This window comes from Roseibium aquae, from assembly GCF_008711285.1.
Classification (GTDB): domain Bacteria; phylum Pseudomonadota; class Alphaproteobacteria; order Rhizobiales; family Stappiaceae; genus Roseibium; species Roseibium aquae.
The window spans coordinates 395,808-415,889 of the sequence record NZ_VXDC01000001.1 but is presented as its reverse complement, the minus strand read 5'-3'; the positions used below and the strand labels follow the sequence as shown (position 1 = coordinate 415,889).

The window sequence follows — 20,082 nt, the reverse complement described above, 5'->3', positions numbered from 1 at the left end:
GAGCGCCTGATGATCTGGTCCATGACATTTGATCCGCTGATCCCGCTTTGGGCCCTGGGTGCGGCTGCCCTGCTGGTCGCGGCCGTCCTCCTGATCACCGGGTATCTTGGGCTGCGCGGCTGGGTCCTGCGCGGCGCTGCCATGGTCCTCGTGTGTCTGGCAATGGCCAATCCGGCGATCGAGCGCGAGGACCGCGAGCCGCTGTCCAGCGTCGTGGCCGTGGTCGTGGACAAGAGCCAAAGTCAGAGGCTGGCCGACCGGGAGTCGGTGACCGACGAGGTGACACGCCAGTTGACCGAACGCCTTGATGCACTGCCTGGTTTCGAGACCCGTATCGTCGAGGCGCGGAACACAGGCTCGGGCGGCGGCACCCAGCTTTTCAAGGCGCTGTCCGACAGTCTGGCCGACGTCCCGCCGGACAGGGTGGGCGGCGCGGTGGTGATCACGGACGGACAGGTGCACGATATCCCCGAAACGGCCGAAGCGCTCGGCTTCGATGCCCCGGTCCATAGCTTGATCACGGGTTCTGCGAACGAGCGCGACCGGCGTCTGGTTCTCAGCAAGGCGCCAAGATTTGGTCTTGTCGGGTCGGAGCAGATCATTTCCGTGCGGGTGATGGACCGCGGCCGAAACGCTGGCGGCGGCGATCGTGTCCGGCTCTCGGTCAAGCGCGGCGGAACGATGATCAGCGAGCGGCAAGCGACCGTCGGCGTCACCCTCGACATCCCGGTCGAGATATCGAATGGCGGCGACAATATCTTCGAATTCGAAGTCGAGCCCCTGGACGGCGAGCTGACCGAGTTGAACAATCGGGTAGTGGTCACCGTTGAGGGCATCCGGGAAAACCTTCGCGTTCTCCTCGTCTCCGGATCCCCTCATGCCGGAGAGCGCACCTGGCGCAACCTTTTGAAGTCGGATGCCTCCGTCGATCTTGTTCACTTCACCATCCTTCGCCCGCCGGAGAAGCAGGACGGCACTCCGATCAATCAGCTTTCGCTGATCGCCTTTCCAACGCGTGAGTTGTTCGCGGAGAAGATCGACGAATTCGATCTGATCATTTTCGACCGGTATGTCCGCCGGGGCGTCCTTCCGATGCTCTATTTCGACAACATCGCACGTTATGTCCGCGACGGGGGCGCGGTGCTTCTGGCCGGAGGTCCCGACTATGCCGAAGCTGGAAGCCTTTACCGGACACCGCTCGCGCCCATCTTGCCCGCACGGCCAACCGGCGGCATTCTCGAAGAACCCTTCCACGCCACCTTGGCCGGTCTGGGGGAACGCCATCCGGTGACGCGCGGCTTGCCGGGTGCGGATCAGGACCCGCCTGCCTGGAGCCGATGGTTCCGCGCGGTGGAAACGGACATTCTGGCCGGCCAAACCCTGATGTCCGGTCCGGGCGACACGCCGCTCCTGGTGCTCAACCGCGAGGGCGAAGGCCGTGTCGCGCTTCTTCTGTCCGATCATGTTTGGCTTTGGGCCCGCGGATATGAAGGCGGTGGACCGCATGTGCCGCTTCTGCGCCGTCTCGGCCACTGGCTGATGCAAGAACCGGATCTGGAAGAGGAAGCCTTGCGGGTGACCATGCGCGGGGCGGATCTGGTCGTGGAGCGTCAAACACTGTCGGATGACATCTCCGGTGTGACGGTGACGGCACCATCGGGGGAAACAGCACCGGTTACCATGAGTGAACAGGAGCCGGGCTTATGGCGCGGGACCATGCCGGTCAGCGAGATCGGCCTGTTTTCCGTCACGAATGGTGACCTGACCACCCTGGTTCATGCCGGACCACAGAACCCGAAAGAATTCACGGACGTGCTGTCCACAACGGACCTGCTTGATCCCGTCGCCCAGGCCACCGGTGGCGGCGCCCAACGGGTGGTGGATATCGGGGGAGACGTTGACGTGCCGCGGGTTGTCGCGATGCGCTCGGCAGCGACTTTTTCCGGCAATGGCTGGATTGGGCTGAAAACGACCGAGGCCAGCGTTCTGAACGGCGTCGATCGGTATCCCCTGTTTCTTGGCTTCTTCGGCCTCGCCCTGCTCTTGGGCATGGTCTCGGCCATGTGGTATCGGGAAGGGCGCTAGTGCGATGTCCTGTCAGTTTGGAGAGGACCACTCCAAACTGACAGGGAAAGAAACTTCTTTGTTTTATAAGCTATTCGGGTATTTTTTCGTGATCCAATCGATCGCGCAGCGGTTCAATCCTGTCAAGAGATACCCTGGCATCGGCCCTGCCGGTCTCAACCCGGGACCGCGCTGACCGCGCCTTCGAGTGGTCCCGCCTCATTCAGTCTGGCCAGAAGAAGGCGGGCCGGGTCGACAGGACCCGGCAAGGTGATCTTTCCAAACGGAACGGGTTCGAAGCCCAGCGGTGCGTAATAGGCCGCATCGCCGACCAGCAAGACAGCACGTTCCCCGCACGATGCGGCCGCCTCCAGAGCCGTGCGCAACAAGGTTTTGCCGATGCCGCGGTTTTTGAAGGCCGGCGCCACCGTGAGCGGCCCGAGCAACAGCGCCTTCTCATGCCCGATCCGGATCTGCGTCAGCCGTACCGAGCCGGCAAGTGTGGTTCCGCTGGTTGCGACAAAACTGAGATCCGTGCGATGGCCAACGCCTTCGCGCAAGCGGAACGCAGTCCGGACAAAACGGCCCGGTCCGAAGGCTTCGGCCTGGAGGGTCTGGATACCCTGGTCATCTTCGGGGGTTTCGAGACGCACAAACCAACAAAACGGTTTCATTCGGCACTTCCTGGCATACGAGAGCGATGTGCTGCCGCCAGGTCCGTGCCGCCATTGTGTTCATGCGGGCGGGAACCGGTCAGCCGCGATGGTCGGGACGAGTTCTCACTCGTCGGCCGGTTCGTCGTCGCAGTGTCGCAAAGCTCAGCATGGAGGCTTGGGTCAATCCGTTTTGCTCGAATGGACGAGGCGCTTAGCATGCCGGTCGGGATCGGTCCAGATCTATTTTGACAGCAACACGCGCGCAAACAGGCACAATCGTTCAACCAGATTGAACAGTTTATTCACCCGGTTGCCATGCCGCTGACAGCAGCCCATGTCTAGGCGTGGAAACAAATCGGATCCATTGGGAGATGAACGATGGGCGTTCTCGTTGACGGCGAATGGAAAGACACCTGGTATGACACGAAGTCGTCGGGCGGGCGCTTTGTCCGCAAGGAGTCGGCCTTCCGCAACTGGATGACACCGGACGGCGCCGCCGGCCCATCCGGCGAAGGGGGATTCGGGGCCGAAGCCGGCCGCTACCACCTCTATGTGTCCTATGCCTGCCCCTGGGCGCATCGAACGCTGATCTTTCGCAAACTCAAAGGTTTGGAAGATCTGATCGGGGTCAGCTCCGTCACCCCTCTGATGCTGGAGAATGGCTGGACCTTCGCTTCGCCCGACCCGGTGAATGGCGCGGACTACGTTTGGCAGCTCTATGTCAAGGCGGATCCCACCTACAGTGGGCGGGCGACCGTGCCGATCCTCTGGGACACGAAGCGGCAAACGATCGTCAGCAACGAATCCTCCGAAATCATTCGAATGTTCAACAGTGCCTTCGATAGCCTGACCGGGTCGGCTGTCGATTTCTATCCGCCGGATTTGCGCACGGAAATTCAGCAGGTGAACGAGATCATCTATCATTCGGTGAACAATGGGGTCTACAAATCCGGCTTTGCCACGACCCAGGAAGCCTATGAAGAGGCCGTGGCCGACGTTTTCAACACCCTCGACATGCTGGAAGACAGGCTGTCGCACCAACGGTACCTGGTGGGCAATCGATTGACCGAGGCCGACTGGCGCCTGTTCACCACCTTGATCCGGTTCGATGCCGTTTATGTTTGCCATTTCAAATGCAACATCCGCCGGATCCAGGACTATCCGCATCTGTCCGCCTATATGCGCGAGCTCTATCAGGTTGGCGGGGTGGCAGAGACCGTCGATATGGATGCGATCAAGACGCACTATTATGGCTCCCACGCGACGATCAATCCGACCGGCATTGTTCCGGCCGGCCCCGCACTCGACCTGATCCGCCCGCACCATCGGGACCGGATCGCCAAGGCCGCGTGACCGCGGCCCTGAGCCTGGCAAGTCCTCTGGTATCTTGAAGGACTTCTGCGGACCGGCACGCATTTGGGATTGATTAACCCATGCACCCGGCGCAGATCAGCTGCGAGATAAGACCGGCTACTCAAACCGGCCGGTCGTGCCTATTTCATGCCCATCGTGCCGGGAAAAAAGGCACAACCCCATCAAGCTAGGACCATACCCATGTTGAACCGTTTGATCCACAACCGCCGCCGCCGCGCTAGCTACACTTGGAAGCCGTCTCTCGATCTGAGCAACCAACGGCTTGTTCAGGCTTTGTCGACCTTCCCTTCCAATTGACCGACCTGGTGTGCTCCGGGGCGCGTTGACCGCGCCCTCCTGCGGCCCAGCGCATAAACGGGGCAAATGAAAATTTGCCCCTTGATTGTTAAACGCCTTGATTGATGATGCGCGCACCATGTTCACGCTCGCTCATCTGTCCGATCCTCATTTGGGGCCCCTGCCCGACCCGAAACTGCTCCAGCTGTTCTCGAAGCGGATTCTCGGCTATCTGAACTGGCGGCGAAATCGCGCCAAGGCGATGGGCGGCTCCTATCTCAGCCGCCTCGTGGACGATTTGAAGGGCCAGGACCCCGATCACATTGCCATTACTGGCGATCTGGTCAACATCGCCCTTCCACTTGAAATCACCGGCGCAAAAGCCTGGCTCGACGGCATCGGACCGCCCGAAAAAGTGTCCGTCGTTCCCGGGAATCATGATGCCTATGTGCCCGGAGCCCTGAAGAAGGCGATCCGGGCGTGGTATCCCTATATGTCCGAATGCGGCGCTCAAGCATCCGGCCCATGGCCGGACGCAACCTTTCCGTTTGTCCGCAAGCGAGGCAAGATCGCGCTTGTCGGCATTTCAACCGCGCGCGCCAGTGGTCCGTGGTTCGCGACCGGCCGCGTCGGCAGTACCCAATCGCGGAGGCTTCGCAACACGCTGGATGCCTTGCGCGCGGAAGGTCTGTTCCGGGTCGTGATCTTGCATCACCCCCCGTTCCGCAAGGCGACCGGCTGGCACAAGCGCTTGTCCGATGCGTCACGGGTTCGCGCCATGATCAAGCGGGCCGGAGCGGAACTGATCCTTCACGGACATACCCATGTCGACAGCCTGCAGTATATCGCGGGCCGCGATGGGCAGGTCCCTGTCATCGGTGTGCCGTCTGCCACGACCGCGCCGGGAGGAAAAAAGCCCGCGGGCCGCTACAACCTCTTCCAGGTTTCGGAAGATGAAACCGCATGGAATGTCCAGATGGTGGAACGGGGCTTCACGGATTCGGATGCGATTGTGGAGATCGCGCGCGCGCGCTTCACGCTGCCCAAGGCCATACCCTGAAAGGACGCGGACTGCCGAGCAAACCGGGTCGGCCTTGTCTACATCGGGTTTGCGAACCACGCGAACGCGATCAACCCCACCATCCCGGCAGCAGCCCCGATCAGGAAACCGGCAAGCACGGCCGGCCACGTGCTGCCACTCTGTTCAGCCCGGTACTGCCGTCCGTTTTCTGTTGCGACCTGACGCAACCGGTTGTTGAACCAATCGCCTTCCATTGCCTTTTCGCGCTCAAGGATGCGCTCGGCAATGTATTCGGTGACGCAGTCGGCCATGTCGTCCAGGCTCGGCGTTTCAAGAATGATCACACGGCCAAGACGTGTGTCCTTCAAGAACCGATAGGTCTGGCGGTCGCCGCCAATGGAGATATGGCTCGTGACATCGACCCAGAACCGGGGAGTTGAACCGGTCACAATTTGCAAGGTGAACTGATCGTCGTCTTCCGGTATTTCCTTGAAGACGTCCTTCAGTTCATCCGCGAGCATCTCCAGGCGCGCGCGTTCCGTATCCTGGAGTTCCACGACCACGTCGGACCGCTCCACTTCTCCAAGCTGGACCTTCCGTATGGCATCCCGCAATGACCTCACCCGGGTATGCGGCACCACATTGTCCTGCGCCTCAGACATTGGCCAATGGACTCCATCTCTACGCTAACCTTAATCCTAGCTTAACCAAATTTCGCGCGAGAAAAACCGCCGCAGCGCTTCGTGTTGGCGTCATCCACTGCCAATCGGGGAAGTATGGTTAACAAAGATTAATATTTTGAACCGATTTTGACCAGGCAAATCAACATCGGCCGGATGAAGTCTGATAAACTGGCAAGCCAAACGGCAGAAAAGCTTGGGGATTTGGCCGATGAATGTGAATGGAACCCGGTATCGAACGATCTGGCTCGCCGAAGACGGCCGGAGTGTCGACATCATCGACCAGACCAGGTTCCCCCATGCGTTCGAAACGGTCCGTATGCGGAGCCTCGAAGACGCAGCCCATGCGATTCGGGTCATGCAAGTCCGCGGGGCCCCCCTGATCGGGGCGACCGCCGCCTATGGGGTTGCGCTGGCCATGGCAAAGGACAGTTCGGACAACGCCCTGCATACGGCCTGTTCCAGCCTTCTGGAAACCCGGCCGACAGCGGTGAACCTTCAATGGGCACTGGATCTGGCGCGCCGGGCGCTTGTCCAGGTTCATCCCGACAGCCGTGAACAGGCCGCCTACGACCTTGCGGCGCGCATCTGCGATGAGGATGTCGCCATGAACATGGCGATCGGCACCCACGGACTTGAGATCATTGCCCAGATCGCCAAGACCAAGGCCCCGGGCGAACCCGTGAACATCCTGACCCATTGCAATGCCGGCTGGCTGGCCACCGTGGACTGGGGCACGGCGACCGCCCCCATCTACATGGCGCATAATGGCGGAATACCCGTTCATGTCTGGGTGGATGAAACCCGCCCGCGCAATCAGGGCGCTTTCCTGACGGCCTGGGAGTTGGGGCACCACGGCGTCCCACACACCGTTATCGCCGACAATGCCGGAGGGCACCTCATGCAACATGGGGAAGTGGACCTCGTCCTTGTCGGGACGGACCGGACCACCGCGACCGGCGATGTGTGCAACAAGATCGGGACATATCTGAAAGCCCTGGCGGCCAAGGATTGCGGCGTTCCGTTCTATGTCGCCTTGCCCTCTCCGACGATCGATTTCTCCCTGTCGGACGGATTGCGCCAGATCCCGATCGAGGAGCGCTCCGGCACGGAGGTCAGCCACATCACCGGGCGAACCCGCGCCGGCACCATCGAGACCGTCGAAATCGTCGCCGATGGCTCAGATGTGGCCAATCCGGCCTTCGATGTCACCCCGGCGCGCCTGGTTACCGGCTTGATCACCGAAAAAGGGCTCGTGGCGGCGAACCGGCAAGCGATCGCTGCGGCCTTTCCGGACCGGGTTCGCGGCGCGGCCTAATCCCGGTGCCCATCGGGCGGGTGCGCTGCAACCCGGGTCCACGCTCATCGGGCACTGTTAGATGATCGGCAGATGGCGCCCGAGATGCCGGGGCAAAATGCCTGTCAAACGCGGATCGTCGGCCAATTCGACCGCCCGCTTGTAGGGTTTGAACCCACAGGATTGGTAGAAGCCGAGCGCTTGCGGGCTGTCAGCCGTGCATGTGTGCAGCCAAACCCTTCTGGTCTGCGGCCGCGTCCACGCGATCTCCAGCGCCCGGCTCATCAGCCAGCGCCCCAATCCCCCGCCAATGGCTTTGGGCACGAGGCCAAAATAGGATATCTCGACATTTTCCGGGTCGGCAAAATTCAGCTCCAATGTCCCCAAGGCCTCGCCATTGCGTTTGGGGATGTAATTTTCGCGGGCTGGTTCCGCCAGAAGCGCCTGAAGGGCCGCGTCAGTCTGCGTCAGACGTCCAAACCAGATCCAGTCCTCGCCCACCTCACGAAACAGCTTCCGGTACTCATCGAGGTCAGGTCTATGCCACCGCTCCAGCAACACGTCCGTGCGATCTTGTACCGGGGGAGCGAGCCGCGCTTCCGACATCTCCAGATAGGTGACCACCATGGCGATCTTACCGTCGGGCACTTCGGTGTATCCGTTCAATTCCAGTTTCGCTTCTGCCATTCTTTTCCCCACTTGTCCAATGCGCAAGGCGGGCTGTAGCAGGCCCCGGCGGGTCTGCCAACGGCTAGCAGCACATGGCCCCGCCGCCGAGCGGGAAGGATCAAGATGGCATGGAAACAATATTCCCCGGCCTGCCGAACTGGCGTGTACAGTGACGCCACATGCAACGCCAGAATGCAGGACAGGCCGGAATTAACGCTTTGTTAACCATACCAATGCACGATTGCACCTGCATCCAGAAGGGGTTCGCAAATGCCGGCGGTGGGAAACTACGTCAATCGGGAAGAACGCGTTTCCTTCTCCGATTTTAACAAGGCCTGGAAAGCCCGGCGCAAGGACATGATCCAGAACTCCCAGAAGCTGCGCCAATCCCTCACAACCAACGTGTTCAACTCTGCTTTGCAGATCGACAAGCGGACTCCGCTTGCCGGTGCACAGGGGGTCTATGCGTCGACAACCGCCGTCATGGCCCGCGTCAACATTGTGGTTTGAGCACATCGCGTCAGACAGACCCGACCGTTTTCAGCTTGACCTTGGGATGGACCTCACTCTGGCTCATCACGGTCGTGTGCGCCCGGAACCTCTCGACAATTGATCGGACAAATGGCCGTGTTTGTGGAGAGGTAAGAAGCACCGGCACTTCGCCGATCTGAGCTGCCTCTTCAAACCGGTCTCGCACCAAGCCAACAAATTCCTGCAGCTTGGATGGTTGCATCGCAAGCTGCCGCTCGTCCCCCTCCCCGACAATCGCCTCGAGGAACGCTTGCTCCCATTGTGGCGACAAGGAGATCAAGGGCAGATAGCCGCCCGGAGCGAGGTTCGCCGCACAGATCTGCCGGGCCAGGCGGCTGCGGACATGTTCCGCGATGGTATCCGTGTTGCGCGAGAACCCGGCAGCCTCCGAGATCCCCTCCAAAATCGTCCCGAGATCCCGGATCGAGATCCGCTCGTTCAACAGGGCCTGAAGAACGCGCTGCAATCCGGACACCGTGATATGGGTCGGAATGAGATCGTCGACGAGTTTCGCCTGCTCTCCCTTGAGTTCCTTGAGTAGTTTCTGAACATCGCCATAGGTCAGCAGTTCCGCGACATTCCCCTTGATGGTTTCCGTCAAATGTGTGGCGAGCACCGTTGCCGGATCCACAACAGTATAGCCACGCAAGGAGGCATCTTCGCGGTACTGCGCCTCGACCCAGGTCGCCGGCAATCCGAATGTCGGCTCCGTCGTGTGCGTCCCCGGAAGCTTCACCTGGCCGCCGGCCGGGTCCATCACCATGAAGTGGTTCGGATAGAGCGTTCCCCGCCCGGCGTCGACCTCCTTCACCTTGATCGTGTAATCGTTTGAACTGAGCTGGATATTGTCGAGGATTCGAACCGGCGGCATGATGACGCCGAGGTCGCTTGCGATCTGGCGGCGAAGGGCCTTAATCTGCTCGGTGAGCATGTCGCCGGCTTGATCCTTGCCATTGATCAGCGGAAGCAGCGCGTAGCCAAGTTCAATGCGCAATTCGTCCATTTTGAGCGCGTCAGTGATCGGCGGCTCGGGCGCCGGCTTCGGAGCCTCCTCGATGGCTTTTTTGACCTGCGCCTTTTGCGCCTCCTGTTTCCGCTTTGTGCCGATTGCATAGGCCAGGTAGCCGGTGAGGGCGGCCAGACCGAGAAAAGGAATCAGCGGCATACCGGGCAGCATCGCCAGAATGACCATCACCGCCGACGACATTCCAAGGGCCTTGGGATAGCCTGTAAACTGTTCGGCAAGAGCCTTGTCAGCGGCCCCTTGAACGCCCGCCTTGGAGACCAGAAGACCAGCGGCCGTCGAGACGATCAGCGCCGGAATCTGCGACACAAGCCCATCGCCGATGGTCAGCAGGGTATAGTTGTTGGCCGCCTCGCCGAAACTGAGCTCCATCTGAGCAACACCAATGAAGATGCCGCCAAGAATGTTGATGAACGTGATCAAAAGCCCTGCAATGGCATCGCCGCGAACGAATTTCGACGCACCGTCCATGGCGCCGAAGAAAGAGCTTTCGTCTTCAAGGTTTTTACGGCGGGCACGCGCCTCGGCCTCGTCGATAAGGCCAGCCGACAGGTCCGCATCGATGGCCATCTGCTTCCCCGGCATGGCGTCCAGGGTGAAGCGGGCCGCGACCTCCGCAATTCTGCCGGAACCTTTGGTGATCACAATGAAATTGACGATCACCAGGATCGCGAACACGATGATCCCGATGACGTAATTCCCGCCCATGACCAGATTGCCGAAGGACTGGATAACGTTTCCAGCCGCAGCCGTACCTTCGTGCCCATTGGACAGGATCAGTCGGGTGGACGCGATGTTCAGACCCAGCCGAAGCATCGTCGCGATAAGAAGCACCGTCGGAAACGAGGAGAACTCGAGCGGTTTCTGGATGAACAGGGCCGTCATGAGAACCATAACGGAAAACACGATCGATACGGCCAGGAACATATCGAGCATGACGGGCGGCATGGGAAGGATGAGCAACGTCAGAATCACAAGGATCCCGGTTGCCAGGCCAACATCGCCGCGGCGCAGGGTATCGAAGATTTCCGCCAAACTCGGCAGACCAAGACCTTGAGGCTGCGGACCAATGCCTGCGTTTGGACCCGTTTCGGCTGGAAGCCCCGCCTTGCGATCCGTATTGGCCGGTGCGTCTGTCATGAGCGTCTATCGACCCGCCTAACCCTTGAACCTCGAAATCCGGTCCGTTTTACGACACACCACGGATTTCTCCCGGTGCCGGAACAGCAACACCTTCATCGGTATATTGATTCAGCTTGTTGCGCAGCGTGCGGATTGAGATACCCAGAATTTTCGCTGCGTGGGTCCGGTTGCCCAGACAATGATCGAGCGTTTCAAGGATGAGATCGCGTTCCACATCCGCGACCGTGCGCCCGACAAAGGATCGCGTAACGGCTTCCGCGGCCTGAGCCGCGCGCATGGCCGGACCGCGATCGACCAGGATGGGGCTGCCATCCGGCATCCGGATCGCCTCAATCCCGATTTCATCGCCCATGGCCAACAAAACGGCGCGGTGCATGGTGTTTTCTAGCTCGCGCACATTTCCAGGCCAGGGATTGGTCATCAGCCCGTGCCGGGCATCGGCCGCAAGCGGGCGCTCCGGCACACCATTGGCCGCGGAGTAATGCGCTATAAAGAACCGGGCGAGTTCCAGAATGTCCGCCGGACGCTCCCGCAAGGGGGGCAGCTTCAGATTGACAACGTTCAAACGGAACAAAAGGTCTTCGCGAAATTGGCCTTGGCGCACGCTTTCGGCCAGATCCCGGTTGGAGGTGGCCAGAATGCGGATGTCGACCGGGACCGGACGGCTGCCGCCAACCCGGTCGATGACCCGTTCCTGAATGGCCCGAAGCAGTTTGGCTTGCAGCCGCACATCCATTTCGGAAATCTCGTCGAGCAGCAGCGTTCCGCCATTGGCTTCCTCGAACTTCCCGATCCGGCGGGCGACAGCGCCGGTGAAGGCACCTTTCTCGTGGCCGAACAATTCCGATTCCAGGAGATGCTCGGGAATTGCAGCGCAATTGATGGAAATAAAAGGTTTGGAGGCCCGGTTCGAGCATCTGTGCACATGCCGAGCGATGACTTCCTTGCCCGTGCCCGATTCACCGGTAATCAGGACAGAGGCGTCAGACGGCGCAATCTGCTCCGCAAGCTTGACGACCGCCGCCATGGCGTCGTCACGATAGATCAGATCGCCGCGCTCCTGCGCGACCGCTGAAAGCACGGCTGCAATGAGTTCTGGATCCGGCGGGAGCGGAATATACTCCTTGGCACCGGCGCGGATCGCCGAGACGGCGGCCTTTGCGTCGTTTTCGACACCGCACGCGACAATCGGGACGTGTACGCGCTCGGCCTGCAGCTTCGCCTGCAACCCCGCAATATCAAGGCTGACATCGACCATCAACAAGTCGGCGCCGCGGCCCGAGCGCAGGATCTGGAGCGCTCCATCGATGGCGTCCGCATGTGTGACCTTAGCCCCGCGCTGCATGGCGATCTTCGACGCCGCGCTAAGCTGACCTCCAAGGGATCCGATGATCAAAAGCCGCATGGCCCCACCCCCTACCGGTCTGTCTTGATGATCTCGGTCATGGTCACGCCGAGTTTGTCTTCAACCAGGACGACCTCACCGCGCGCCACCAGCCGGTCATTCACATAGATGTCGATTGCCTCCCCCACCTTCCGATCCAGTTCCAAAACGGTCCCGGAGGCGAGTTTGAGAAGATCTGACACATGCATTTTGGAGTGACCCAGCACGGCCGAGATCCGCACAGGCACGTCGAAAACAGCTTCAAGATCGGCAGCCGATTGCGGTGCTGCCAATTCCTCATCGCTGCTTTGAGTCGCAGGAGCATCCAGCTCGTTGAGCGGAATCCCGGCTTCTTGTTCTTCAGCCATGTTTATTCATCCCTCTGTGTGTTGGGATCAGCCGCCACTTTTCCAGCTTGTCGTTCGTTTGCCCGGGCTTGGAGGTAAGCCTTGATCCGGGCGTCGATCTCGCGTTCCAGCGCCTTGCGGTCGCGAATGATACCGCCGTCCGCCCACTCGATCCGGCAGTCCCCGCGGGCAATGTCAGGCTCTCCCAAGATCACGAGCCGTCCGTCATAGCCCTTTTCCATCACGATGGGATCGAGACGTTTTTTCAACGCTTCCACATCCCGTTCGTGTATGCGGATCACAAGGTGTGGTGCGCGGCGCAGCGGTCCGAGTGCACCGCTGACCAGTGCAACGATTTCGGCGAGAGGCTGGCGCGCGATCAGGTGCGCGCACAGGCGGCGGGCCACGAGGAAGGCGAGGCTGGCCGCGTCTTTTTCCAAGGCCGCCTGATCTTCCTCCAATTCGCCAAGCACCCGCCCGACCGCGCCGACAAGATGGCCCACTTCTTCCGTCAGAAGGCGGTCCTGATGGGACTGGTGCTCCTGCAACGCTTGCATCCGCCCTTGCTCGAAAGCCTGCGCCTTCGCTTCTTGCAAGAGCCGGTTGTGCTCGTTCACCGGAATCATCGGGATTTCGGGTTCGGCCGACGGCAGCTCTTCAGGCTCCGGCGGCGCGGCAAAATCCACATCAAACAGAAATTTCGACGGACTGACCATCTTGCCCATAGTGTTCAAGGGGGAGTTCCCCCGCCTTCATCATCAGTAAATGATCTCGTCGTCGCCCTTCGACTTGGAAATCATGATCTCGCCTTTGGCGGCAAGATCCTTCGCCAGGTTGACCATCTTGCTTTGCGCATCGTCTACATCGCGCAACCGGACAGGGCCAAGCGCATCCATATCGTCCTGAAGCAGCTTCGCCGCGCGTTGGGACATGTTCGAGAGAAAGAAATCGCGCGCGCTGTCGGTCGACCCCTTGAGGGCAATCGCGAGCTGATCCTTCTCCACGCTCCGCAACAAGGTCTGGCAGCTGGCGGCATCCAGTTTCATCAGATCATCGAAGGTAAACATCAATGTCTTGATGCGGTCGGCCGCTTCCCGGTTTTCCTCTTCAAGAGCCGCCAGGAACCGGGCTTCCGTCTGCCGGTCGAAATTGTTGAAGATCTCCGCCATCATCTCGTGACTGTCGCGCCGCGAGGTATTGGTGAGATTGGACATGAACTCGACCCGGAGGGTCTGTTCCACTTTTTCCAGAACCTCCTTCTGGATCGCGTCCATCCGCAGCATGCGGCTGACCACCTCGAGCGCCAGTTCTTCGGGCAAAATCCCAAGAACGCGCGCGGCATGATCCGAATTGATCTTGGACAGGACAACGGCGACTGTTTGCGGGTACTCGTTCTTGAGGTAGTTCGCCAGAACGTTTTCCTGAACGTTGGACAGTTTCTCCCACATGTTCCGGCCGGCCGGCCCCCGGATCTCTTCCATGATGAGAGACACGCGATCCTGCGGGAGGAAGTTTGCCAACAGCCGTTCCGTCGCATCGACATTTCCGGTCAGCGCCCCCTTGGAGCTGATGCGGCGCACGAAATCGATGAACAGGTTCTCCAGCATCTGCGGCGTGACCGGGCCGATATTGGCCATGGCTGCGGAAATCTGCTTGATTTCGATCTCGTCCAGCTTTTCCCAGATTGGCCGACCATGGTCTTCGCCCAATGCAAGCAACAGCACCGCGGCGCGCTCCGATCCGCGCAGCTCGCGCTCTGCCTCATCGGCACTTACGGTCAGCTGGTTTTGAAGCGCATCCTTTGCCATCAAGCAGCTTCCTCATCGAGCCAGCCGCGCACGATTGTCACGGCCTCTGTCGGATAATCGGCTATCATCGTTCCGACCTTGGCGATCGAATTGGCTTGCAGCGCGCCTTCCGCCATCGCTTCTTCCAGCCATTCAATCCTCATTTCGTCCTCTTCCGGCTCATTGGCAGCACCGCTGGAGTCCGCAATCAGGGTTCCATCAGGCCCGATGACCAATTCTTGCGGCTCCTTCTCCTCCGGGGTCACGATCCGCTTCAACAGCGGGCGCACCACAAACAGGAGCAGTAGGATCGAGATCAACAACAGCACGCCAAGCTCGGCAAAGCGCAACAGGTCGTCCCGCGTAAAGTTAAAGAGCCCACCGGTATCTGTACCAAGGTCGGCCTGCGGTGGCCGTGCGAACTGCAGGTTCACCACTTCAACCACATCGCCCCGGCTTTCATCAAAGCCGACTGCGGACCGGACGAGCACCGCGATTCGGTCCAGGGCTTCCTGGCTCCGCGGCGCATACACGACCGTTCCATCTTCGTTGGGCTCGTAGGTTCCGTCAACCAGAACGGCGACCGACAGACGCTGGACCCGCCCCGCCTCTACGACTTCCGTGCGCGTGGACCGGGAAATCTCGAAATTGACGATTTCTTCGGTCGAAGTGGATTGGTCGAGCGAACCGCCTTCCGCGTCCCCGGCTTCCGCGTTCGGCAACTGATTGCCCACGGTCACCTGGTCCGGGTTATCCGTGCTGGACGATGCCTCTTCACGGGTCTGGGTCGATCGGACAACCTGACCATCCGGATCGAACGTTTCGGTAGTCTCCGTCGTTCTGTTGAAGTCGACATCCGCCGCAACACGGACCCGGGCCCGCCCGGGTCCCACGACAGAGTTGAGGATTTCCTCGATCTGGTTCCGCAAGCGGGTTTCGATCGCGACCACACGCTCCTGGAGCGCAGCGGCGACGATGCCCTCATCCTCGCTGCCGACACCCGACGCAAGGAGACGGCCTGTTTCGTCGACGATCGACACACGTTCGGGCGACAAACCTTCAACCGCGGTGGCGACCAGGTGCTGAATTGCCCTCACCTCGCTTTGACCGAGCGCGCCCCGAACGTTCAACACGATCGAAGCGGAAGGGGGGCGCTGATCCCGCTGAAACAGTTGACGCTCCGGGATAACCAGATGAACCCGGGCGGCGTTGATGCGGTCGATCGCGACGATCGTGCGCGATAGCTCGCCTTCCATGGCCCGCAGGTGATTGATGTTCTGCACGAAACTCGTCGCCCCGAGCGTGTCCGAGCGGTCGAAAATCTCATAGCCCATCGACCCGCCGGTGGGCAGGCCGTCTTCGGCAAGTTGCATCCGCAACCGCGCAACCCGCTCGCGCGGCACCAGGATCGTCTCCCCCTGCCGCTGCAACTCGAAGGGAACGCCAAGGCTTTCCAGCTGGGTGACAATCGCCCCCGAGTCCTCAAGGGTCAAATCCGTATACAGCGTCGACATTTGGGGGGCCGTGACGCGGAAAATGATGAAGGCAAACACGCCAATCAAGATGGCGGCGACAGCCCCCATGGCCGCCACCCGCGCTGGTCCAAGTGTCCTGATGAATTCGATGAACCCGTTCACAGATGCCCGCCCGCACAGTTCTTTGCGAAACCCGCCCGCTTAAATGCCTGAATCGGCGTGCGGATTCCCTCACTTGTTAACCACTGGGCAAAATCTGCCGCCCAGAAGGTTAACAAGTGGTTAACGCAAACAGCGCCGTCACGGCCGGATGGCGGATTTCCGCGAAACTCGTTTATGCAAATTGCAAATTGGATGGGGAAAAATTGCCGGTCCCGTTAACCATTCGTCATACTTCGGGAGAGGCCCGTCGATCGATGATAACAAAAAAGGGCCGGCGTGGCCGACCCTACAGAACGATCCAGGCAACTTGAAAACAGCGGATTGCTAATTCCGGTATTGCTGGATGCGTGTCGCCCGAAGTCCAGCCAGACCGTGTTTTTCAATGGAGCTTTGCCAGGACAGGAATTCTTCGACCGTCAAGGTATAGCGTTGGCACGCTTCCTCCAAAGACAGGAGCCCGCCCCGCACAGCGGCCACAACCTCCGCCTTGCGGCGGATAACCCATCGTTTCGTCGAGGTCGGCGGCAGATCCGCAATCGTGAGCGGGCTGCCATCAGGACCGATTACATATTTTACGCGCGAACGAACTTGTTCGGTCATTGTACTCTCACACTAACCATGACCTTGGTATTTGTGAGATTACGAGCAGTAGCTTAAAATTTACCTAAGCCACCATAGACGAATCGTTAACTATAGAATCCCGAAAATATGAATGTTTATTAGGTATATGACCTGAGAAAGAATCAAACTTGAACCATCCAAATAATGATTTGTTAACTAGCAGGCTGAGTACTTGCAATTCGCAAAGCATGTCGCGGTTTCTCCCAAAACCGCCCCAAACCAGACATCAGCTCGTCCACACTTTCGGAGGCACATTTGCTTCAAGCGACGGCGGAGAGAGGTCAGGAGCATGACGCGCGATCAAACCCAGCTCCGCCATCCACGGATCCGAACTGAGGCGACCGGATCATGGATGGTGCAACTGATCTGCAGCTTCCTGGGTTGGCGGCCAAGTTCGGCAAGACTGTCACGGCTGCGGTTTAAATGTAAGACCGCAAAAGCCCAGTTAGCTCATGTCCAAGCATCGGCCGCCCCCCTGCGATGCTGCGGCTGGTCACCTAAATCGCGCGCACGCTCGTGACGTTGCTGACCGGTACTCTGGATCCCCCGATCTGCAGAAACGGGGTGCCCGAGGACAAATCGACCCCATCCACCACGCCGCTGATTTCAACGGAAGGGGTGATGGTGTTTCCCGATGCATTCTTCAGATCGAAGCGAATGGTATAGGAACCGTCGGACTCGACACCGCCGGCGTCATTCTTGCCGTCCCAAACATAACTATTGGACCCTGCAGGCATGGAAATGTCGTCGCTGAAGACGACATTGCCACTTCCATTCACGATTTCCACCTTGCCAGCGGCCTCCTGCCCCAAAGTGAAATCCCAGGAGGCGGTACCACCCCTCAGCGAGGTCGTTCCTCCCTTTGCCGAGACTTCGGTGCCAAGATAGCTGACATAGCTGGATGCCTGCGCGCTTTGCATCGAGGCGAGCAGCTCTTTCAGATAGTCATTGGTTTGAATGGATTGTTCGACCGATGAGTATTGAACCAGCTGGTTGGTGTATTCTGCGGAATCCAGCGGCTCCAACGGATCCTGATTCTGGATCTGGGTGGTGAGGAGCGTCAAAAACAGATCGTAATTGCCAAGGAGTGATTGCTCGGCACTGCCGGTTGGACTGCTTTGCACGCCGCCGCCGTTCTGCGTCGGACTTGGAAGGGTTATCATGCGTTCTCATCCTTAGACACAAGAGGGTGTTCGGCTGCCGCGGAACCGACCGCTACGTCCTCAAACCTGAATATCCAATCCCATGGGACGGCCGTTGGAGTGAAATTGAACCGGCTGCATTACAGATCCGGTCTCATCCGCATCCTCCTTACCGTCCGGCCCGCCACCATCTGCCAGGCGGTTCGAGCCACCTTGATCATTGTCGCCAGACCCAAATCCCTGGCTCCCCTGATCCTTCAGGGAGAACTTCAAGCTCTCGGAATCCGCATTCAACCCGGCGGCTTCCAGCGCCTTTTCAAGCCCGCGTTGATCCCGCAAGAACATGTCCAGGGTTTCCGCGCGCTCGACGATCAGATGGGCCTGCACCGTTCCGTCGGCCCCAACCTTCATCTTCACTTCAACCCTGCCGAGTTCGGGCGGATCAAAGCGCATCTGAAAACGGGTTTGTCCGTTCTGAAGGTTCCGCGCCATCTCGCCGGCAACTTGCGTTGCCAGTTGGCCCGATTGCGCCTGACCGGGGTTCGTCATGGCATCGGACCGGGACAGGGCGACAGGATCGAAGCCTGCCCCGCCGGACCGGAACTCGAGCCCGATGGCGTTCGGATAGTCAGGATTGGCGAATAGCTCGCTGCTCACTGCAAGCATGCCCCCGGCAGCCAGGGCGGCAATGCCCGTTTGAACAGGCACACCCTGCGCAGCCAGTGTCCCCGGCCCTGATTGCGCGCCCGGTTTGTTGGCGTCATGCCCTGCCATGCCCGCTGACGATGAGGAGACGGTGCGCAGGGTAAGATCCACTTCCCCAGGGTCCACAGCCGCATCCCCCAAAACGTCTGGAGAACCAGCGGCCGTTTCCGGCGGCATATCCGGTGTCGGCAGGGCGGCAGTCCCTCCCGGGGCCAAGGACAGACCGGCCGCCCGTCCGGCCACAGGCAGGACCGGAACCTGCCCGGTCAAAGGTTTGGTGTCGGGCCGCACGATCTGATCCTGCACCTGGTCCGCGAGACTGTCTGCGTCCACGGCAGCGCCATTGGTGGCCCCCTCCTGTCGCAGAGCCTCAAGGGCGCTCATGGATGCGCCGGGAGCCGGCTGTCCAACCGAAGGCATTTTGGCACCGTCCTGAGAACTGACCGCTGGCGTCTGCACCGGGGTTTGGGCCGGGATTTGGGCCGTGGTTTTGGCCGTTGCCTTGATTTGGGTGACCGGCTTTGCCGCAAGACCCGTCAGCAGGGATGCACCGGCACCGCGCTCGGCCACCGGCGCGCCGGCGTCATCTGGAACAGATCCGCCCTGGGCAGATCCGGCCCCTGGCTTGATCAGGGCCACATCAAGCCCAGCCTCGTCCGCACCCGCAACCCCGGCAGAGGGCGGCTCTGTCGGAGATTCCGCGGCCAAATCCGCCGAGACTGGCGCGGCCATCAGAAGATCGGACACCCCGTCAGCCGGCAAGACACCCGGCAGAACGCTGCCAAGGGCTGGATTGGCCGCGCCCGCCCCCGAGCCAGCCGCAGCCAAAGGTGAGGGATTGGCAAGACCTTGAGAACCAGGACCGCCCGTCATTTGCCCGCGAGCCTGCGCGGACACGAAGGCGGAGGCGCGCAACTCGGGCTGCAATTCCGTTTGCCAGCGGTGGCCGGTGACCGGGATGGATGCTCCGGACTGGCTGGATTGACCTGATACCCGTTCGGCAGATCCCGCAAGAGGCCCCGCCCCGTCACCAGCGCCCTGAGCGCCGGACGGGGACACCGGGGCAGCCGCCCCGGCAGTCACGGGCTCCAGTCCGCCAGGCACCATCGACGCGAACGGGGACGGGACCGGGGCGCTGCCTCCCTGCCCGCCAGAACCAGCCGCCGTCCCCGCACTTTCGGACCCAGAAACACCCTGACCAGGAGCCACGCCGCCATCCGCCGCCCCGCCAGCCCCGGCCCCGTCAGACCCAGCCCAAGCCATGAGCGGCAGGACCGAAGCGGAGCCGATACCCGGCATATCCAGCGGCACGGCCGGGACATTGCCAGCCTCGGCGCCGGCCTCCCCGCCGCCCGCTTCCACTGCCGGAACCGCGAGGTCCGCGGCACCGGCCTGCGCGCCATCTTCCGGCTTGCCCGCGTTCTTGCCGCCAGACAGCACGTCGGTGAAGGACAGCCCGGTGCCGGATCCGGTTTTGACGCCCGTATCGGAGACCGGGCCACCGGCCATCATCGCAGCAGCCGGCGAAGCCTCGGCGGCTCCGGCACCGGCTCCGGCACCGGGCTGTCCGGCGCCCGCCCGCATGCTCACAGTCGAAAATCCAAATGGCAGCACATCCGCCCCCGAAGTCTCCGGTCCGTCTGGACACATCTCGTCGGGGTTCTGTCAGCAAATGTCGGGCCAAGTCTGAAAAGATGATTTTCCTGTTGTTTTCCAACAACCTG

17 protein-coding genes are annotated in these 20,082 nt (G+C 60.7%); 5 read left to right on the top strand and 12 right to left on the bottom strand.

The window, feature by feature from the left end; genetic code table 11:
• Positions 1 to 9: 9 nt before the first annotated feature.
• Entirely contained in the window at positions 10 to 2,085 is a 2,076-nt protein-coding gene (locus F0184_RS01775) for a hypothetical protein (RefSeq protein WP_150493834.1), read from the top strand.
• A gap of 155 nt (positions 2,086 to 2,240) precedes the next feature.
• Here the strand turns inward: F0184_RS01775 and F0184_RS01770 are convergent, their stop codons facing one another.
• Positions 2,241 to 2,738, bottom strand: a complete 498-nt coding sequence (locus F0184_RS01770) for a GNAT family N-acetyltransferase (RefSeq protein WP_150493832.1) — start codon at positions 2,736 to 2,738, stop codon at positions 2,241 to 2,243.
• Between the two features lie 360 nt (positions 2,739 to 3,098).
• On the opposite strand from F0184_RS01770, the gene F0184_RS01765 reads away from it, so the two are divergent.
• Entirely contained in the window at positions 3,099 to 4,073 is a 975-nt protein-coding gene (locus F0184_RS01765) for a glutathione S-transferase family protein (RefSeq protein WP_150493830.1), read from the top strand.
• Positions 4,074 to 4,509: 436 nt separating this feature from the next.
• Positions 4,510 to 5,430, top strand: coding sequence for a metallophosphoesterase family protein (locus tag F0184_RS01760; RefSeq protein ID WP_150493828.1), 921 nt, complete (start codon positions 4,510 to 4,512; stop codon positions 5,428 to 5,430).
• A gap of 38 nt (positions 5,431 to 5,468) precedes the next feature.
• On the opposite strand, the gene F0184_RS01755 is transcribed toward F0184_RS01760, so the two are convergent.
• On the bottom strand, positions 5,469 to 6,053 hold the full coding sequence (locus tag F0184_RS01755) for a hypothetical protein (RefSeq protein WP_150493826.1): 585 nt from the start codon (positions 6,051 to 6,053) through the stop codon (positions 5,469 to 5,471).
• A 229-nt stretch (positions 6,054 to 6,282) separates the two neighbouring features.
• Here F0184_RS01755 and mtnA point away from each other — a divergent pair, with 229 nt between their 5' ends.
• A complete protein-coding gene (mtnA, locus tag F0184_RS01750; RefSeq protein ID WP_150493824.1) occupies positions 6,283 to 7,389 on the top strand; it encodes an S-methyl-5-thioribose-1-phosphate isomerase in 1,107 nt (368 codons plus the stop codon).
• A 57-nt stretch (positions 7,390 to 7,446) separates the two neighbouring features.
• Here mtnA and F0184_RS01745 read toward each other — a convergent pair whose 3' ends face one another.
• Positions 7,447 to 8,055: a GNAT family N-acetyltransferase gene (locus tag F0184_RS01745; RefSeq protein ID WP_150493822.1), complete on the bottom strand. Its 609-nt coding sequence runs from the start codon at positions 8,053 to 8,055 to the stop codon at positions 7,447 to 7,449.
• Positions 8,056 to 8,307: 252 nt separating this feature from the next.
• Between F0184_RS01745 and F0184_RS01740 the strand changes: the two genes are divergently transcribed.
• The gene (locus F0184_RS01740; protein WP_150493820.1) at positions 8,308 to 8,547 is read left to right on the top strand and encodes a hypothetical protein; all 240 of its coding nucleotides are present in this window, start codon (positions 8,308 to 8,310) and stop codon (positions 8,545 to 8,547) included.
• Positions 8,548 to 8,557: 10 nt separating this feature from the next.
• On the opposite strand, the gene flhA is transcribed toward F0184_RS01740, so the two are convergent.
• From flhA to F0184_RS01695, 9 genes are all read right to left on the bottom strand, one after another.
• Positions 8,558 to 10,732: a flagellar biosynthesis protein FlhA gene (gene flhA / locus F0184_RS01735; protein ID WP_150493818.1), complete on the bottom strand. Its 2,175-nt coding sequence runs from the start codon at positions 10,730 to 10,732 to the stop codon at positions 8,558 to 8,560.
• Positions 10,733 to 10,781: 49 nt separating this feature from the next.
• Positions 10,782 to 12,140: a sigma-54-dependent transcriptional regulator FlbD gene (gene flbD / locus F0184_RS01730; protein ID WP_150493816.1), complete on the bottom strand. Its 1,359-nt coding sequence runs from the start codon at positions 12,138 to 12,140 to the stop codon at positions 10,782 to 10,784.
• Positions 12,141 to 12,151: 11 nt separating this feature from the next.
• Positions 12,152 to 12,487, bottom strand: coding sequence for a flagellar motor switch protein FliN (fliN, locus tag F0184_RS01725; protein ID WP_150493814.1), 336 nt, complete (start codon positions 12,485 to 12,487; stop codon positions 12,152 to 12,154).
• A gap of 2 nt (positions 12,488 to 12,489) precedes the next feature.
• Positions 12,490 to 13,191, bottom strand: coding sequence for a FliH/SctL family protein (locus F0184_RS01720; protein WP_150494598.1), 702 nt, complete (start codon positions 13,189 to 13,191; stop codon positions 12,490 to 12,492).
• A 33-nt stretch (positions 13,192 to 13,224) separates the two neighbouring features.
• Positions 13,225 to 14,274 carry a flagellar motor switch protein FliG gene (gene fliG / locus F0184_RS01715; protein ID WP_150493812.1) on the bottom strand — a complete coding sequence of 350 codons (1,050 nt, stop codon included), beginning with the start codon at positions 14,272 to 14,274 and terminating at the stop codon, positions 13,225 to 13,227.
• The gene (gene fliF, locus F0184_RS01710; protein ID WP_150493810.1) at positions 14,274 to 15,890 is read right to left on the bottom strand and encodes a flagellar basal-body MS-ring/collar protein FliF; all 1,617 of its coding nucleotides are present in this window, start codon (positions 15,888 to 15,890) and stop codon (positions 14,274 to 14,276) included. Before fliF ends, fliG begins: the two co-directional genes overlap by 1 nt.
• 324 nt (positions 15,891 to 16,214) lie before the next feature.
• Positions 16,215 to 16,490, bottom strand: a complete 276-nt coding sequence (sciP, locus tag F0184_RS01705) for a CtrA inhibitor SciP (RefSeq protein WP_150493808.1) — start codon at positions 16,488 to 16,490, stop codon at positions 16,215 to 16,217.
• A gap of 518 nt (positions 16,491 to 17,008) precedes the next feature.
• Entirely contained in the window at positions 17,009 to 17,674 is a 666-nt protein-coding gene (locus F0184_RS01700) for a flagellar hook assembly protein FlgD (protein ID WP_150493806.1), read from the bottom strand.
• A 60-nt stretch (positions 17,675 to 17,734) separates the two neighbouring features.
• Positions 17,735 to 19,942, bottom strand: a complete 2,208-nt coding sequence (locus F0184_RS01695; RefSeq protein WP_244298962.1) for a flagellar hook-length control protein FliK — start codon at positions 19,940 to 19,942, stop codon at positions 17,735 to 17,737.
• Positions 19,943 to 20,082: the final 140 nt, after the last annotated feature.

Coding starts and splice junctions, on each gene's coding strand:
- F0184_RS01775 (WP_150493834.1), top strand. CDS start 10: ATGATCTGGTCCATGACATTTGATCCGCTGATCCCGCTTTGGGCCCTG.
- F0184_RS01770 (WP_150493832.1), bottom strand. CDS start 2,738: ATGAAACCGTTTTGTTGGTTTGTGCGTCTCGAAACCCCCGAAGATGAC.
- F0184_RS01765 (WP_150493830.1), top strand. CDS start 3,099: ATGGGCGTTCTCGTTGACGGCGAATGGAAAGACACCTGGTATGACACG.
- F0184_RS01760 (WP_150493828.1), top strand. CDS start 4,510: ATGTTCACGCTCGCTCATCTGTCCGATCCTCATTTGGGGCCCCTGCCC.
- F0184_RS01755 (WP_150493826.1), bottom strand. CDS start 6,053: ATGTCTGAGGCGCAGGACAATGTGGTGCCGCATACCCGGGTGAGGTCA.
- mtnA (WP_150493824.1), top strand. CDS start 6,283: ATGAATGTGAATGGAACCCGGTATCGAACGATCTGGCTCGCCGAAGAC.
- F0184_RS01745 (WP_150493822.1), bottom strand. CDS start 8,055: ATGGCAGAAGCGAAACTGGAATTGAACGGATACACCGAAGTGCCCGAC.
- F0184_RS01740 (WP_150493820.1), top strand. CDS start 8,308: ATGCCGGCGGTGGGAAACTACGTCAATCGGGAAGAACGCGTTTCCTTC.
- flhA (WP_150493818.1), bottom strand. CDS start 10,732: ATGACAGACGCACCGGCCAATACGGATCGCAAGGCGGGGCTTCCAGCC.
- flbD (WP_150493816.1), bottom strand. CDS start 12,140: ATGCGGCTTTTGATCATCGGATCCCTTGGAGGTCAGCTTAGCGCGGCG.
- fliN (WP_150493814.1), bottom strand. CDS start 12,487: ATGGCTGAAGAACAAGAAGCCGGGATTCCGCTCAACGAGCTGGATGCT.
- F0184_RS01720 (WP_150494598.1), bottom strand. CDS start 13,191: ATGGGCAAGATGGTCAGTCCGTCGAAATTTCTGTTTGATGTGGATTTT.
- fliG (WP_150493812.1), bottom strand. CDS start 14,274: ATGGCAAAGGATGCGCTTCAAAACCAGCTGACCGTAAGTGCCGATGAG.
- sciP (WP_150493808.1), bottom strand. CDS start 16,490: ATGACCGAACAAGTTCGTTCGCGCGTAAAATATGTAATCGGTCCTGAT.
- F0184_RS01700 (WP_150493806.1), bottom strand. CDS start 17,674: ATGATAACCCTTCCAAGTCCGACGCAGAACGGCGGCGGCGTGCAAAGC.
- F0184_RS01695 (WP_244298962.1), bottom strand. CDS start 19,942: ATGCGGGCGGGCGCCGGACAGCCCGGTGCCGGAGCCGGTGCCGGAGCC.